The organism is Serratia proteamaculans, assembly GCF_004684015.1.
Taxonomy (GTDB): domain Bacteria; phylum Pseudomonadota; class Gammaproteobacteria; order Enterobacterales; family Enterobacteriaceae; genus Serratia; species Serratia proteamaculans_F.
In genome coordinates, this window is the sequence record NZ_SRIA01000016.1 from 157,536 (window position 1) to 174,260 (window position 16,725).

Annotated in this window: 13 protein-coding genes; 8 read left to right on the forward strand and 5 right to left on the reverse strand. The window is 58.3% G+C overall.

What is annotated here, in order from left to right; translation table 11 throughout:
• Nucleotides 1–62 precede the first annotated feature (62 nt).
• Nucleotides 63–1,226 carry a serine hydrolase domain-containing protein gene (locus tag E5C26_RS11760; protein ID WP_240776017.1) on the forward strand — a complete coding sequence of 388 codons (1,164 nt, stop codon included), beginning with the start codon at nucleotides 63–65 and terminating at the stop codon, nucleotides 1,224–1,226.
• 30 nt (nucleotides 1,227–1,256) lie between these two features.
• Here E5C26_RS11760 and E5C26_RS11765 read toward each other — a convergent pair whose 3' ends face one another.
• The 5 genes from E5C26_RS11765 to E5C26_RS11785 form a co-directional block, all read right to left on the reverse strand.
• The gene (locus E5C26_RS11765) at nucleotides 1,257–2,564 is read right to left on the reverse strand and encodes an MFS transporter (RefSeq protein ID WP_135316461.1); all 1,308 of its coding nucleotides are present in this window, start codon (nucleotides 2,562–2,564) and stop codon (nucleotides 1,257–1,259) included.
• Between the two features lie 144 nt (nucleotides 2,565–2,708).
• Nucleotides 2,709–3,344, reverse strand: a complete 636-nt coding sequence (locus tag E5C26_RS11770) for an N-carbamoylsarcosine amidohydrolase (RefSeq protein ID WP_135316462.1) — start codon at nucleotides 3,342–3,344, stop codon at nucleotides 2,709–2,711.
• Between the two features lie 9 nt (nucleotides 3,345–3,353).
• Nucleotides 3,354–4,106: a maleate cis-trans isomerase family protein gene (locus tag E5C26_RS11775; RefSeq protein WP_135316463.1), complete on the reverse strand. Its 753-nt coding sequence runs from the start codon at nucleotides 4,104–4,106 to the stop codon at nucleotides 3,354–3,356.
• Nucleotides 4,107–4,122: 16 nt separating this feature from the next.
• Nucleotides 4,123–4,917, reverse strand: a complete 795-nt coding sequence (locus tag E5C26_RS11780) for an alpha/beta fold hydrolase (RefSeq protein ID WP_135316464.1) — start codon at nucleotides 4,915–4,917, stop codon at nucleotides 4,123–4,125.
• Entirely contained in the window at nucleotides 4,914–6,065 is a 1,152-nt protein-coding gene (locus E5C26_RS11785) for an FAD-dependent monooxygenase (RefSeq protein ID WP_135316465.1), read from the reverse strand. Before E5C26_RS11785 ends, E5C26_RS11780 begins: the two co-directional genes overlap by 4 nt.
• 328 nt (nucleotides 6,066–6,393) lie before the next feature.
• Here E5C26_RS11785 and E5C26_RS11790 point away from each other — a divergent pair, with 328 nt between their 5' ends.
• From E5C26_RS11790 to E5C26_RS11820, 7 genes are all read left to right on the forward strand, one after another.
• Nucleotides 6,394–7,452: a 2,5-dihydroxypyridine 5,6-dioxygenase gene (locus tag E5C26_RS11790; RefSeq protein ID WP_135316466.1), complete on the forward strand. Its 1,059-nt coding sequence runs from the start codon at nucleotides 6,394–6,396 to the stop codon at nucleotides 7,450–7,452.
• A gap of 65 nt (nucleotides 7,453–7,517) precedes the next feature.
• Entirely contained in the window at nucleotides 7,518–7,991 is a 474-nt protein-coding gene (locus E5C26_RS11795; protein ID WP_135316467.1) for a MarR family winged helix-turn-helix transcriptional regulator, read from the forward strand.
• 153 nt (nucleotides 7,992–8,144) lie between these two features.
• Entirely contained in the window at nucleotides 8,145–8,687 is a 543-nt protein-coding gene (locus E5C26_RS11800; protein WP_135316468.1) for a (2Fe-2S)-binding protein, read from the forward strand.
• Nucleotides 8,680–12,255, forward strand: a complete 3,576-nt coding sequence (locus E5C26_RS11805) for a molybdopterin cofactor-binding domain-containing protein (RefSeq protein ID WP_135316469.1) — start codon at nucleotides 8,680–8,682, stop codon at nucleotides 12,253–12,255. Before E5C26_RS11800 ends, E5C26_RS11805 begins: the two co-directional genes overlap by 8 nt.
• Before the next feature lie 307 nt (nucleotides 12,256–12,562).
• Nucleotides 12,563–12,925 carry a hypothetical protein gene (locus tag E5C26_RS11810; RefSeq protein ID WP_135316470.1) on the forward strand — a complete coding sequence of 121 codons (363 nt, stop codon included), beginning with the start codon at nucleotides 12,563–12,565 and terminating at the stop codon, nucleotides 12,923–12,925.
• Between the two features lie 361 nt (nucleotides 12,926–13,286).
• A complete protein-coding gene (locus E5C26_RS11815) occupies nucleotides 13,287–14,555 on the forward strand; it encodes an HlyD family secretion protein (protein ID WP_135316471.1) in 1,269 nt (422 codons plus the stop codon).
• Between the two features lie 2 nt (nucleotides 14,556–14,557).
• A complete protein-coding gene (locus E5C26_RS11820) occupies nucleotides 14,558–16,693 on the forward strand; it encodes a peptidase domain-containing ABC transporter (protein WP_135316670.1) in 2,136 nt (711 codons plus the stop codon).
• The last annotated feature ends 32 nt before the right edge of the window (nucleotides 16,694–16,725 follow it).

The window sequence follows — 16,725 nt, forward strand, 5'->3', positions numbered from 1 at the left end:
TATTTTTTGGCCCGTGAGCAATGAAGATAAGAATCCTCCTAACGCGCTGTTTTACTTTGATTATGCCATTGCTGCTTTCAGCCTGTGGCACGCTGTCACGCATGCCGACCGACACCTCGCCGCTGGAAAGCTGGCGTTTGGCGTGCAGTGCGGACCTACAGGCCGAGGTCGATAGCCTGGCGCGGCCGATAGTCGACAGCGGGCAGACGCCGGGATTGGTGGTGGGCGTATTGACGGCAGACGGGCAGGCGCGCACCTATGGTTACGGCGTGACCGATGCGCAGCAGCGCTATCCGGTCAACGGCAACACGCTGTTTGCCGTGGGATCGGTCAGCAAGGGATTTATTGCCGAAGTCACGGTGGTGTTGGTCAACAAGGGCGTGCTGCATTGGGACGATACGTTGGCAACCTTACTGCCACCGGGTACCTTGCTCAGTAAGGATGCGGCCAAAATTACCTTGCTGCAGTTGGTGACCCATACCTCGGGCCTGCCACGTCAGATGATGACGCCGGAGATGCTCGGTGCCTTTGTCCGCTACCTGTTTACCGGCGATAATTTTTATGGCTCGCTGGATACGCCTAAAGTCCTTGATGACCTGGCCTATTTTAAAGCTCCGGCGGTGGAAGCGCCGCGCTATTCCAATCTGGGCTATGCGCTGCTCGATTACATCCTGCAACGGCGCACCGGCAAAACCGTCGATCGCCTGACGACAGAAAACATCCTCCAGCCATTGGGGCTGACCCACACCAGTTACGATGCTCAGCAATTGCCGGGCTACACGCGGCGGGCCATTGGCCATGCCGGCGATCAGCCCAAGTTTATTCGGCGTGGGCAGCCGGTGCCCGATTGGCAGTTTTCTTCTTACATGATGGGGGCCGCCGGGCTGTATACCGACGCCGACGATCTGTTGCGCTATGCGCAGGCGCATTTTGTCCCGACCGGTTTCGCGGCATTGGATCAGGCACTGAAAGACTCGCTGACCGTGCATTTTGCTCGTAGTAAAGAGGCCGCGGCCATTGCCTGGGTGGTCGACGACGTGGGTAGCCAGCAAATTACCTATCAGGTGGGGTTTATCGGTGGCTATTCCAGCTACATCGGGCTGGATCTGCGCCATAAAACGGCGGTAGTGGTGCTGCAAAACAGCTTTAACTGGAGCAACAATATTGGTCATCGTTTGCTGCAACGTATGGGCGAGGCGGCGGACGGGCATTTTACCTGCCAATAAGCCGGGCCCCGCGAACGGAGCCCAACATCCTCAGCGGTTAACCACTTTAGCCGGCAGGGCGACCACCAGTAACGAACTTAACAGCAGGCAACCGGCGAACGCCCAGAGTGCGCCACCGCTTTTGCCGGTCAGATCCAGCGCCAGCCCCATCAGTGAATTACTCACCAACCCGGCAATATTGGCCAATGAGCAGGCCAGCGCGAAGCCGGTTGCCGCCGCGGTACCCCGCAGAAAGGTGGCGGGCAGGCTGAAGAACACCGGCACTGCACCGATGATCGCGGCCTGGGCAACAGAGAACAACAACACCGTGGCGATCACGCTATGAGTGAAGAAGGTGCTACCGGCCATCGCCATCGCGCCGATAATAAACGGCACTATGATATGCCAACGCCGCTCACGCATACGGTCCGAACTGGTGCCGATCACCAGCATACCCAACAGAGCGGCGACGCTCGGCAGCGCGGTCAGCATACCGATGGTGGTAATGTCGGTCACCCCGGCGGTTTTGATAAAAGTCGGCATCCAGAATCCCATCGCATAGGCACTCAGCAGGATCGAGAAGTCTATGCCGCCGAGCATCCAGACCTTGAGATTAAAGAAGCCGTCGCGGAAGCTGTGTTTACTGTGGCTGGCTTCGGCGTCGTCTCTTGCCAAATCCTCGGCAATACGCTGTTTCTCTTCCTCGGATAACCATTTGGCCTGACGGAAATGGTTCGGTAACACCCAGAACGTCAATATCCCCAACAGTACGCTGGGGATACCTTCCAGCAGGAACAGCCATTGCCAGCCGTGCAGCCCGTGGCGCATATCAAAATGCCCCATGATCCAGCCGGAAATCGGGCCGCCGAGCACGCTCGACAGCGGCAGACCGATCATGAACAGCGCAATAATGCGGCCACGACGGTAAGTCGGGAACCACAGCGTCAGGTAATACAGCACACCGGGCAGAAAACCGGCTTCCGCCACGCCGAGCAGAAAGCGGATGACGTAAAACTGATTGGGGGTGGTGACGAACATGGTGCAGGCGGAAAGCAGGCCCCAGGTGAGCATGATGCGGGCAATCCACACCTTGGCGCCGACCCGTTGCAGAATTAGGTTGCTCGGCACCTCAAACAGGATGTAGCCGACAAAGAACAGCCCGGCCCCCAGACCGAAGGCCGCTTCGCTCAGTTGCAGTTGATCGGCCATCTGCAACTTGGCCAGCCCGACGTTAATGCGGTCGAGGTAGGCGGCCAAGTAGCACAGACAGAGGAACGGGATCAGCTTCCAGGTGATTTTGCGGTACAGAAGCGATTCTGCGCCCGCTTTCCCGGCTAGCGGGGTTTCAACAATGGCCATGATGATGTCTCCAGGTGGTGCATAGTGGCCTCCGGAGGAGGAGCGTTGTGTGTTTGCTGGCAGCCACCCTGTCTCGGGCGGTCGCCTGAGGCGCTTGCCGCGCCTTCTTGATTTTTCAGCACTCCGTGCAGGTGAAACTCTTGATTACAACCGTTTCAGATAAGCGATAGCCTCCTGTTTGGCCACGACGTCGCCGTATTTACTGTCGATATCGAACAGGTTGGCCTCATGCGGACCAGGGTGGCGATCGCCGACACATTCACGTACCACGATGGTACGGAATCCGTGCTGCACCGCGTCTACCGCACTGGCACGGATACAACCACTGGTGGAACAGCCGGCCAGCAGCAGGGTATCGATGCCGAGCGCCACCAGCATCGGGGCCAGCGAGGTGCCGAAAAAGGCGCTGGCATACTGCTTGGTCAGCACCACCTCTGTGGCCAGCGGGGCCACCTGCGAGCAGAACGCCGCCAGCGGATTCCCTTCCACCATGTCCTTCATAACCGGTGCTTTTTTCACCCAAATACCCCCATCGGCAAAATGCCCTGCATGATAGCGGATATTGGTGTGGATCACCGGAACTCCGGCCTGGCGAGCGGTTGCCAGCAGCGCTACGCATTCCTCGACCGCGCTGACCACGCCGGGGGCAAACAACGGCGCACTCTCGGTGGTGTAGCCCTGCATAAAGTCGACCACCAACAGGGCCGGACGTTGGCCGAAACCGATGCGGTTGCCCCAAACGCCCTGGTAGTTATCGGTAAGTGAATTATCGGCTGCCATTTTGCCTCCTTAATAAGCGCCAGAAAGCAGGGCGCCGGCACCGGGGACGATCGGTTCCAGTTCCAGTGCGGTCAGCATGGCGTAGGTGGTGGCGATGGCGGCGGTCAGCACCGGCTTGCCGGTTTGTGCTTCAACCGTAGCGACCGCTGGTAAGGACGGCATTTGTACGCAGGCGGACAGCACAATAGCGTCGACATCGCTCAGATCCATCTCGGCGACAATGCCCGGAAGATTGGCCGGATCATGGCGACCTACCGCCAGATTGTCGGCGATCTCCAGAGCGCGCCACACCTTGACCTCGATGCCTTCGTGCTCGATATAGTCCACCACCATTTGGGTCAGCGGCTTCATGTAGGGGGCCACCAGCGCAATGCGTTTGGCACCCAACACCTTCAGGCCATTGACCAACGCACCGGCGCTGCTGATCACCGGGGCAGCCGCGTTGTTGTTTTGGGTAACCTGCGCCAACCTGGCCTGGGACTCACGGTGATAGCCCAGGCCCATCGACATAATTGCCACCAGGCAGGCATAGCCCAGTACGTCAACCTGCGCGTCGGAAAGTTCCAGTGCGCAGCGGTCCGATTCGGCGTCCATCGCCGCCAGTTCCGCCTTGCTGACGTGCTTCATGCGCATGCGGCTGGAGTGAAAGGTAAAGCGTTCCGGGCGGATCAACTGGCGTGCCGTCAGCATCGCCGGGATCTCGGTTTCCATCGTGGTGTTGGAACTGGGCACTATCTGGCCGATACGGTAATTTTTGCTCATGACAAAGGCTCCTTGATTAATCCAGAAAATCGCCCAGGGCGCGGAAGAAACCGTCGAAATCGTCCCACGGGATCATATGGCCGGCATTTTCAACCTTAACCAGGGTGATTTCCGGCTGCAGTTGGCGGATCTCCGCTTCGTCTTCCGGCTGGATCACGCCGCCCAGGCCCGCCACCATCAGCAAGGTTGGCATGCGCAGTGCGGGGTAATCGCGATGGCTATCGACCTGATGAAAATCTTCATAGGCGCGCTGAATTGCCGGTTCATAGCAGGTGTGCAGCCATTCGGCACGCAGTTGGCGCTGTTGTTCGCTCCAGCTCGGGCAGTAGGCACGCATCTGTTCGGCGTCCATTCCCTGCTGTGACTGGCGAATAGAATCCACGTACCAGGGCCATTTGCCTGGGTATTCGCGGCGGCCAGGGCCGGAAACCGGCGGATCGACCAAGACCAATCGCCGTACGCCATCCGGCTGTAGTACTGCGGCACGCAGAGCAAAGCGCGCTCCCATTGAATGGCCAAGCAGGGCGTAATTTTCCAGTTTTAATGCGGCGGCAAAGGCGTTGACGTCTTCGGCGCAGGTTTCGGCATCATAGGCCAGATCCGGGCCGCTGGCTGACAGACCGCGACCCCGCACGTCCAACACGTAGGTGTCATAGCGCTCGGCCAGACGTTCGGCAACGAAACCCCAGGTGATCGCCGGGCTGGTGATGCCGGGGATCAGGATCAGTACCGGACCCTGGCCGCCATAGCGCAGGTAGTGCTGGCGAATGCCGTTGGCCTGCACGTTGGCGCCATACAGAAAGTGGCTCATGCGGCGTTCTCCGACTTCAGCGCCTGCGCGTACAGGTCATAACCGTAGACCCAGGCCGGATCTTCCTGAGTGCGCAGGAAGGTGTTGGCATTGGAGACGGCCTGCACGCGGGAGGCACGCTCTTTGCGGTTGGCTTCATACAGTTGGAAAGCGGTGCGGTAGTCGCTCAGACCGGTTTCTTGCAGACAGCGTGCCAGCATGGCGGCGTCTTCGATCGCCATCGCCGCGCCTTGCGCCATGTGCGGTTTCATTGGGTGGCAGGCATCACCGAGCAGCACCATGCGGCCTTCGCTCCACAGCGGTAAGGGTTTACGGTTCAACAGCGGCCATTTGGTGACCTGTTCGCTGGATTCGATCAGCGCTTGCACAATCGGGTGATAACCGTCGAAGGTTTCGTACATTTCTTCGCGGCTGCTGTCGATAAAGCTGCCCTGGAAATTCCATGCCGGGTGTGGCACACCGCTGACGTAATAGTATTCGTCGCGTTTTTGGGTGGTGTAATAGACCATCAGATGACGATCTGCCGACCACCACTTCACACAGTCTTCAAAGCTCAGATTGTATTTGGCCAGCTTCTCACCACGGATCAACGCACGATGGGCAACCCAGCCGCTGTAGGTTGGCGCTTCTGCGCCCAGCAGATGTTCGCGAATACGTGAGTTGATGCCATCGGCACCAATCACGATATCGGCGCTGGCCTGGGTGCCATCGGCAAAGTTCAGCACCACCCCGTTGTCGCGTTCCTCAATTTTGCTCAGGCACTTGCCAAAATGCACGCTGCCCGGTTGCAGGGCCGCCATCTGTAACGCCTGTAAATCACCCCGGTGCACCGTCACGTAAGCCGCGCCGTACTCTTTGCGGGCAAAGGCCCCCAGTTCAATGCGCGACAGATAGTCACCGCTTTGTGCGTCGCGGCTGAACCAGAAGTCCGGATGCGAGGCCATTTGTTCCAGCGGTTGCTCGATGCCGAGACGGCGGAAAATCTTCAGGACGTTTGGCCCCATATGGATACCGGCTCCCAGGCGGGAAAACACTGGGCTCTGTTCGTACAGGTCGACGATAAAGCCGGCTTTTTGCAGCAGACCGGCGGCGGCGGCGCCACCCAGACCGGCACCGACCACGGCAATGCGTTGTTGTTTGCTCATCATTTTTCCCCTGACTGTTGGTTTTTTACCTGGCATCTGCAGTGATGCCGGATGATCGATTTATAGTGTATACGCTAAATAACGCAAAGTTGCACAAGTGTTAATTTAGATCTGGCTCACGCTAATTGACCGGCCATTACTGTTAAACTCATGTTAACAGCAGGATGTGCAGGGCTTTAAATAGGGTTTTCTTATGGCTGGAACCAGGGGCTTGCTTCCAGATTGATTTTGGTCTAGATGTTTAAAAGAGCGTGATCACTTTAAATTGAGCGAAATAACCTCATCGACGCAGGGTGCGTCGCCCCCCCCTTAGCAAGACAGGAGATACACCATGGCGGTCAATGATAGTCAGTTGGTCCAACTGTTCGAGCAGGTGCTTACGCTGTCGAAGGTTGATGCTTCGCAAAGCGTGGCGATCCTGAAAAGTCACTATTCCGATGCGCGGACGGTGCGCGCCGCCACCGATGCAGCACTGCGTCTGGGGGCCAAGGTTTACGCGGTCGAACTGCCGTCGTTCAACCATCCGCGCGCCATGGGCAATGACATGACGGCTTACTGTGGTGATACGGCGCTGACCGGTAACCACGCAGCGCAACGAGCACTGGAAGCGGCGGATCTGATTGTCGACACCATGATGTTGCTGCACTCACCAGAGCAGGAACAGATCCTGAAAACCGGCACGCGCATTCTGCTGGCCGTCGAGCCGCCGGAGGTGTTGGCACGCATGTTGCCTAATGCTGAGGATAAAGCGCGGGTGCTGGCCGCCGCCGAGGTACTGGAGCGTGCCAGTTTGATGCAGGTGAAGTCTGCCGCCGGCAGTGACTTCCGTGCGCCACTGGGGCAGTACCCAACGGTGACCGAATACGGCTATGCCGACGAACCGGGGCGCTGGGATCACTGGCCGAGCGGTTTCTTGTTCACCTGGCCGAATGAAGAGCAGGCCGAAGGAGTTTTGGTGCTGGAGGTGGGCGATATCCTGCTGCCGTTTAAAAACTATGCGCGCGAACGCATAACGCTTGAGATCGACAAAGGTTTTGTGACACGTATTCACGGCGGCTTCGAGGCGGAATATCTGCGGGAGTACATGAAGTATTTCAACGATCCGGAAGTGTACGGTATTTCGCATATCGGCTGGGGCTTGCAGCCGCGTGCGCAGTGGACGGCGATGGGGTTGCACGATAAAAACGACGGTATGTGTATGGATGCCCGCGCTTTCTACGGCAATTTCCTGTTCTCCACCGGGCCGAATACCGAAGTCGGTGGCACGCGCAAAACCCCGTGCCATATGGATATCGCGCTACGTCATTGCGACATCAGCCTGGATGGCACCACGGTGGTGGCGGAGGGTGAAGTGGTGGCACCGGCGGCATCGCGAGTCAGCCTGGGTTAACTTGCTGCCAAACGCGGGGGTTTGTACTATTCTCGGTGGTTTCCATAGATGGTGAGAGTAACGCAATGACGCCCCCCGAATACCCGGCTGCAGAGAGCGGCAAGACCGAAAATTATCATTTTACCGAACAGGTCGGGCACCTGCTGCGTAAGGTTTATCAGCGCCATGTGGCGATTTTCCAGCAAAACGTTGGCGATTCGCAACTGACCGCGGTGCAGTTTATTACCCTGTGCGCGGTGCGTGACATGGGCCCAAGTTCGTTGACCGAGCTGGTACAGGTGACGGCGGTCGATCAGGCTACCATTCGCGGCATTATCGAGCGGCTCAAAGTGCGCGAACTGATTACCGTGATGCCGGATCCTGTCGATCGACGCAAAGTGGTGGTCGGGTTGACCGAGACCGGTGCCGCGCTGCTGGCGGAAACGGTGCCGCATGCGGCGACGATCACAGAATTAACCTTCGGTACGCTGAATCCGGCCGAACGTATAGCACTGATGTTCCTGCTCAATAAAATGCTGGAAGACCAGCCGCCCGGCTGATTCGCCACCCGCAACTGCGGTTGTCTGGTGAGTGCGGTGGCGGCGGGGTCACGGCCCACAAGACATACCCTATAGCTTTCAAGTTGCAGCCAGGCGCCCAGCTGCGATTTGAAAGATGACGGGTATAACCAGAGCGCAGGCGGAGACGCGATAATGGCGATAGCTGAAGTGCAATTGCCCAGGGAAGGCGCGGTAAAAACACTGACGGAGCATCCGCTGATGCTGTCAGTCAACGGCGAGAATATTCACACCCGGGTCATGGCGGATACTCCTCTGCTCTTGGTGTTACGTAATGATCTGGCGCTCAACGGCCCGAAATACGGCTGCGGCCTCGGTGAATGCGGAGCCTGCACCGTGTTGGTCGACGGCATTGCCGCACGTTCTTGTGTGATCCCGGCGCTGGGCATGACCGGCCGCGCGGTGACCACGCTGGAAGGGCTGGGCAATCGTGACCACCTGCATCCGGTGCAACGGGCCTTTATTGAAGAACAGGCCGCGCAGTGCGGTTACTGTCTTAATGGCATGATCATGACCACCAAAGCCCTGTTGGATCGCAACCCGTCGCCCAGCGACCAGGAGATCCGTCAGGCGCTGTCCGGCAATCTGTGCCGCTGCGGCACCCATATCGAAATCCTGCGTGCGGTTCAGCGCGCCATCATTCTTTGCCGCAGTGAGGAAACCTCGTCCCATGACTGACACCCATTCCTCATTACCGAGCCAGGCCGAATTATTGCAACGTCATGGCACGCTGCTGATTATCGATCAGATCCAACCGCCGCCCGGGCTGGTGCCGAAAGGCCAGACGCCGAACCTGAAACCCAAAGAGCCGGGGCTGTTTATCGCCATTTGCGACAGCGGCGAGGTCTACGCCTTCAACGGCCATGTTGATCTTGGCACCGGGGTGCGCACCGCGCTGGGGCAAATCGTCGCCGAAGAACTCTACCTGCGTATGGAGCAGGTGCGCATAGTGCTGGGTGATACCGAAAGCACGCCGAATCAGGGCGCGACCATCGCCAGCGCGACGCTGCAAATTTCTGCCGTGCCGCTGCGTAATGCCGCCGCCGAGGCCCGTCGCTGGTTGCTGCAACAGGCGGCGCAGCGTTTTGGTGTCGCGGTTGAACAACTGACATTGAACGACGGCCTTATTGTCAGTCCGCTGGGGCAAGCGGTGAGCTACGGCGAGCTGGTCACCGGTGTACATGTTGAACTATCGATCTCCGGCGATGCACCGCTCAAGCCGCAGGCCGAATACCGCCTGGTTGGCACCAGCACCGCGCGTGTTGATATCCCGGCCAAGGCCACCGGCGAATCCACCTATGTGCACGACATGCGTCTGCCAAATATGCTGCATGGCCGGGTGGTACGGCCGCCCTATGCCGGTTATGACAGCGGTGAGTTTGTCGGCACCAGCCTGCTGGCGGTGGACGAACAGTCCATTGCCCATATTCCCGGCATCGTCAAACTGGTGGTGATCGGGGATTTTATCGGCATCGTCGCCGAGCGCGAAGAGCAGGCGATCAAGGCAGCAGAGGCGCTGCAGGTCAGCTGGAAGGACTGGCGGCGTAACCTGCCGCAGATGACTGACGTGGCGCAGGCGCTGCGTGATAACCCGCATTCGACGCGGGTGGTGCATGATACCGGCAATGTGGATGCGGCATTGGCTGCCGCCGATCGTCGCTTTACCCGCAGTTATCTGTGGCCGTACCAACTGCATGCTTCGATCGGCCCCTCCTGCGCATTGGCGGACTACCAGCCGCAGCAGTTACGGGTGTGGTCAGGTAGCCAGAACCCGCATCTGCTGCGTGCCGATCTCGCCTGGCTGCTGGAATACCCGGAAGAGCAGATCGACATTATTCGCATGGAGGCGGCGGGCTGCTATGGCCGCAACTGTGCCGACGATGTCTGCGCCGATGCGGCGTTATTGTCGCGTGCGGTTGGTCGGCCGGTGCGGGTGCAGCTCACCCGCGAGCAGGAACACCTGTGGGAACCCAAGGGCACGGCACAGTTGATGGAGGTTGACGGCGGGCTGGACGCCGCCGGTCATCCGGTGGCCTATGATTTTCGCACCTATTACCCGTCCAACGGCGCCCCCACGCTGGCGTTGTTGCTGACCGGCATGGTGGAGCCGGTACCGGTGGCTTATGAGATGGGGGACCGCACTTCGGTGCCGCCATACGAATACCCGGAACTGCGCGTCAGTATTGAGGACATGGCACCCATCGTTCGTGCCTCCTGGATGCGTGGCGTGTCGGCACTGCCGAATACCTTCGCGCACGAGTCCTATATTGATGAGCTGGCCATGGCGGCCGGTGTGGATCCGCTCGAGTACCGGCTGCGATATATCAAGGATCAACGTGCCACTGAACTGATGCTCAGCACCGCCGAGCGTGCTGGCTGGACGCCGCATACCGAACCGATGCAAACCCCGGCGGAAGATGGTGTGCTGCGCGGGCGTGGTTTTGCCTATGCGCGCTACATTCACAGCAAATTCCCCGGCTTTGGTGCCGCCTGGGCGGCCTGGGTCGCCGATGTGGCGATCGACAAGGCCAGCGGCGAAGTGGCGGTCACGCGTATTGTGGTCGGGCATGATGCCGGCATGATGGTCAACCCGGACGGCGTGCGTCACCAGATCCACGGCAACGTGATCCAGTCGACCAGCCGGGTGCTGAAAGAGCGGGTGACCTTTGAAGAGTCGACCATTTCCAGCAAAGAATGGGGAGCTTACCCAATTCTGACCTTCCCGGAGGTGCCGGAAGTGGACGTGGTGATGATGCCGCGGCCTTACGATCCGCCGCTGGGGGCCGGGGAGTCTGCTTCGGTGCCCAGTGCGGCGGCCATTGCCAACGCGGTGTTTGACGCCACCGGCATTCGTTTCCGCGAGTTGCCGATCACTTCCGACCGGCTGCGCGAGGCGCTGAACGGCCCGGATAGCGCCCGGCAGGAAGCTGCGCCAGCGGCTAAACCCAGGCGCAGTAAATGGTGGTTTGGCGGTGCGGCCGGTATTTTCGGTGCGCTGTTGGGCGTAGCGGCTACGGCATTGCCGTGGCGTGCCGAGATTGCCCCGGTGGCAACCCCTGGTTCGGGCACCTGGTCGGCAGCGACCCTGGAGCGCGGTCGTCAACTGGCCGCCGTCGGGGATTGCGCGGTGTGCCACACCGCTTCGGAAGGGGCGACCAACGCCGGCGGACTGGCGATGGCAACGCCGTTCGGCACCCTGTACAGCACCAATATCACACCGGATGCGGAAACCGGTATCGGTAACTGGTCGTTTACCGCGTTTGACCGGGCGATGCGTCAGGGCATCAGCCGCGACGGGCGTAATCTGTACCCGGCATTTCCTTATACTTCGTTCAGCAAGATGACCGACGGCGATATGCAGGCGTTGTATGCCTATATGATGTCGCAGCCGGCGGTCGCGCAGAACAATCCGGCTAACCAGATGCGTTTCCCGTTCAATATCCGCCCGCTGATGGCCGGTTGGAATGCACTGTTCCTGCGCCAGGGCGAGTTCCAGCCGGACCTTGCACAAACGGCCCAGTGGAACCGGGGCTCTTATCTGGTCAATGGGTTGGGGCACTGTGCGGCCTGCCATTCGCCGCGTAATCTGATGGGCGCGGAAAAGGGCGGCAGCAGCTTCCTGGCCGGGGCGATGGTGGACGGCTGGGAGGCACCGGCGCTGAACCAACTGGCCACGGCGGAGAAGCCCTGGAATGAAGAACAGCTGTTCCAGTACCTGAGCAGTGGTCATTCCGCCGAGCACGGCGTCGCGGCCGGGCCAATGGGCCCGGTGGTCAGCGAACTGGCCAGTTTGCCGGAGTCTGACGTGCGGGCGATGGCCAACTACCTGATATCCCTAAGCAGTCCGGCTCAATTAAATGTAGAGCCGCAGGTCAAACTGGCCACCCGTCTGCAACCCGCCCTGGGGCAACAGGCCGGTGAACGGCTGTTTCAGGGCGCCTGTCAGGCCTGTCACAGTGCCGCTGCCGGTGGGCCACAGCTGTTTGGCGTCAGTCCGGATCTGGCTAATAACACCAATATTTTCAGTGAGCGACCGGATAACCTGATCAAAGTGATCCTGCAGGGTATTGCCAAACCGGCCACCGCCGATTTGGGCTTTATGCCAGGCTTTAAGGACAGCTTCTCCGATCGGCAGGTCGCGAGTCTGGTGAATTACCTGCGCCAGCGTTATGCCGGTGATAAACCGGCCTGGCGCGATGTGGAAGCACAGGTGGCCAGACTCCGTGCCAATCCGGGCAGCCACTAATCTCTACTGGAGGGCGGCGCTTTTGCGCCGCTGTTTATTTATTGATTGGCGTTACCAATTTAAAACCCCAAGGTGATTTGTCAATTGAATATTAAATAAACAAGGTCTTTTGCGATGGAATTAATATTTGTTCTTGTTAGCTACTAGATTAAGTCTCTCGTGTAAGTCATTTTCTTTATTTGGGTTTTTATTTTGGTGATAATTGGATTTAATATTGACGCAGTGCTGTTTTGTGTTTATATCTATGTCTGTATTATACGTTTCAAATATGTGGTTTAAATATGGAATTTTAAAATAAGGAGATGTCATGAAGAGCTTAACGAAAACCGAAATTATGATGATTGGCGGTGGTGGTGAAAGCAGCGTAGATACCCGGACCAGAGTAAATCACTATGGCCGTGGGATATCCGCTAACTACGGTGAGCAGACCTACAATCCGGCAGTCGCTTCAACCCCTGCGATTAGCTCAGAATGCGCAAGCGCCCTGGGCTTTGCCGTATTGGGCGGCGTGGCGGGTGGCCTCATTGCTCGAGGGGCTAGAGCTGTTTTTGGCAGTGTGGTCGGTTCATCGATTGGTTCGCTGAGTGCTTGTTTTGGTAGTGGGAATGGCTCACAAAATGCTTCAAGAAGCAACTCTGGCTCCTATAATGGCGGCACCTGCAATTGGTAATAAATACGTATATCACCTTAGTATAATGCGGCTATGCCAGATATTGGCATGGTTGCATATTAATGTTGAACTGGTGTCTTTTATGAAGACGTTTTGGTCGGCTTTTATTATTAGCATCATTAGCGTTACGCTATCCCATAATTTGTTTTTTACTGTGGGCCTTAGCCAACATAGCGGTATATTCAGGATCAATATCCCTTGTGAAGTGGCCAAGTGGATGATTTATTTCTTTGTCCTGTTAGGGACAATGACTCTGATGAAAATAATATATATCTCGGCGCGAAGATTTGTCCATAAATGGAAGCGTCGCGGTCAGTAAACGGATTATCGACCTCTGATGCCGATAAAGGTGTAACCCCCAATGACAGGACGTCCTCCCCAGCTTTACCGCGAGGGTTATTTTGCCGCTCAGGCCACCAGGGCCGAGGGTGAAGTGATTATCCCCGCCAGCCTCAGTTTAACCGCCTATGCCTGGGTCAGCATCCTGCTGGTGCTGGCCATCATGCTGTTTCTGATACTGGGCGAATATACCCGCAAAGCGCGGCTGGATGGGGTGGTGATGCCGTCCAGTGGATTGATCAAGGTGGTGGCGCGTAGCGCCGGGCAGGTTACCGAGCGGCTGGTCGCGGAGGGAGTGGCGGTCAAGGCCGGTCAGGCGTTGTATCGGCTCAGCGGCGAATATTTCAATGGGCAGGGTGTCGGTACCCTGGCATCGGTGTCGGACTCGTTACATCGCCAATATCGCATGCTGGAACATCAGCGGGCGCAGGAGCTGGCAACCCGCGTTCTGCAGCAAACCGGCGTGCGCCAGCGCATTGCGCAGCTCAATCAGGAGTTGGCCAGCACAGAGGCGGCAATGGCGCTGGTTCAGCAGCAGGCGCAACTGGCCCAGTCGCTGATGGGGCGTTACCGCAAGCTGATCGCCAAAGGCTATGTCTCAGAGCTTGAATTCCAGCAGCAGCAAATGGCGCTGGCGAAGGCGCAGGAAAAGGTTGAGCTTCAGCGACAGGCGCAGGTACGGTTACAACGCGAGCTTGCCGCGGCGGCGTCAGAGTTGCGCACTCTGGAACAGCAGCAGCAGGCGCGTGACGCCGAACTTGAACGCCAGCTACAGGGCATTAAACAGCAACAAATCGAACTGGGTGCCCAGCGCAATCATACGTTGACCGCGCCGGTGGATGGTCATATCGCCGTGGTACTGGCCCGGGCCGGGCAGACGGTAAAACAAAACGATCCTTTATTAATGATGGTTGCCGACGGCGCGCAATTGCAGGTCGAACTCTTTGCCCCGAGTAAAGCGGTGGGCTTTATCAAGCCCCAGCAACGGGTGGGGCTACGCTTTGCCTCATTCCCCTATGAAAAGTTTGGCGTGCAGTACGGCGCTACCCGAGCCATTACCGATACCAGCCTCAGCGCCAGCGAAGCAATGCTGCAAAACCCGATGGTGTGGAAGGAAAACGAAGGGCATTACCGCGTCATCGTAGCCTTGGATAAACCCACCATTACGGCTTATGGGCGGCAGGAGCCATTGCGCGTCGGCATGACCGTTTCCGCAGATGTGGAGCTGGACAGTCGCCGACTGTACGAGTGGTTGCTGGAGCCGTTATGGAGTCTGCAGGGGAGGATCTGAACATGGACGTTACCGAAGTGATTAACTGGGGATGGCGCAAGCGCCTGCCGTTGATCCGTCAGACAGAATCGGCGGAATGCGGCGTGGCCTGTCTGGCAATGATTGCCGGCTGGCATGGGCATCGGGTTGATCTGCCCACGCTGCGAGCACGCTTTAACGTTTCGCAGCTCGGTATGACATTTTCGCAGTTGATGAGCTGTGCCGAGCAGCTGCACTTAAGCGGCCGCGCCGTGCAGTTGGAGCTTGAAGAATTGCACCTGCTGTCGGTTCCCTGCATTTTGTACTGGGATATGAATCACTTTACGGTACTCAAACGGGTACGAGGGCAGAGGCTGGAATTGCACGATCCGGCTCGCGGTGCGGTAACCATGAGCCTGCGGGAAGCGAACCGTCACTTTACCGGCGTCGCCATGGAACTGACGCCCACTCACCAGTTTGCGGTCAAAGACCAGCGTAAAAAGATCCGCCTGTTCGATCTTATTGGTAAAACCCAGGGTTTGAAGGCCGCGCTGGGCAGGATCTTCTGCTTCGCTCTGGTACTCGAAGTGCTTGCGCTGATTGGCCCGCTGATCAACCAACTGGTGATTGATGAAGTGTTGGTGGCGCTGGACGCCAGCCTGCTGACGCTGGTGGTTATCGCCATGTTGCTGATGGCCGCCACCCAGACGCTACTGGAACTGGCCCGACAATGGGCGACCCTCACCATGGCGGTCAACTTCAACATGCAGTGGACGGCGAACGTGTTTCATCACCTGCTGCGGCTGCCGATTAGCTGGTTTGAGGCGCGCAATATGGGGGATATCAGTGCCAAATTCGATGCCGTCGACACCATTCAGGACACGCTGACCACTACGCTGCTCGAAGCCTTTCTGGATGTGTTACTGGTGGTGGGCACGCTGACCATGATGTTTTTCTACAGTGTCAAATTAACCCTGGTCGCGTTGGCCGCTGCTCTGGTTTATGGTCTGCTGCGGCTGTTTTGGTTCAGTACTCTGCGCAAAGCGGCAGATGACAGCTGGGTCGCCGGTACCCAGGAATCCAGCCACTTTCTGGAGAGCCTGCGCGGGGTGTTGAGCCTGCGGGTCAATGGGGCGCTGACGCCGCGCGAATCGGTCTGGCGTAATCTGAATGTCGCCCGCCGCAATGCTCAACTGCGCGAAAGCAAACTGATGATGGTCTACGGCATTATGCAGACCGTTATTGGCAGCGTGGTGGGGGCGGCGGTGCTGTGGTTGGGAGCCAGTGCGGTGCTGGCCGGTCAGTTTTCGGTGGGCATGCTGGTGGCTTATATGTCCTTTCAGGGGCGCTTCTCGTCCAGCATCAATGGGTTGATCGACAAACTGGTCGCGTACCGAATGCTGGATGTCTATAACCAACGGCTGGCAGATATTGTGCTGGCGGCGCGTGAGGATGCGGCGTCGCAGGTAGCGGGTGGTGCGACAGGGCAATCAGCGGCCTGTGTCTGGCCAAGCGATCGCCCTGCGTTAAGCCTGGAGCAGGTCAGTTTCAAATACGCCGGAACCGAACGGGAGATCCTGTCACAGGTCTCGTTGCAAATCATGCCCGGCGAAGTGCTGGCGTTGGTCGGGGCCTCCGGTTGTGGCAAGACCACACTGGCCAAGCTGGTGCTGGGCCTGTATCCGCCGACCGCCGGGGTGATCCGCACGTTGGGCATTGAGCATCGGCAGGGGAATTATCAACAGGTTCGCCAGCATATCGGTGTGGTGTTGCAGGAGGACCAACTGTTTCGCGGCTCCATTGCCGAAAACATGACGTTTTTCTCCCCCCGGATTGATAAGCAAAAGCTTGGCGAATGTGCCCGTTTGGCCCAGTTGGAACAGGATATCGAACAGCTGCCGATGGGTTATCAGACGTTAATCGGCGAAATGGGCGGCACCCTGTCCGCCGGGCAAAAACAGCGTTTACTGTTGGCGCGGGCGTTGTACAAGCAGCCACAGTTGCTGATCCTCGATGAAGCTACCAGCCATTTGGACGTTAATAACGAAACGCTGATTGGCCAGACTTTACGTCAGCTTGGGTTACCCATTTTGCTGATCGCCCACCGGCCGGAAACGATCGCCACGGCGGACCGGGTGATCGAACTGGCGGCGGGGCGCATCCGTACCTTGCCGGTTTGACGGCAAAGCCTGGCCTTGCCGCAGAGGAAGGG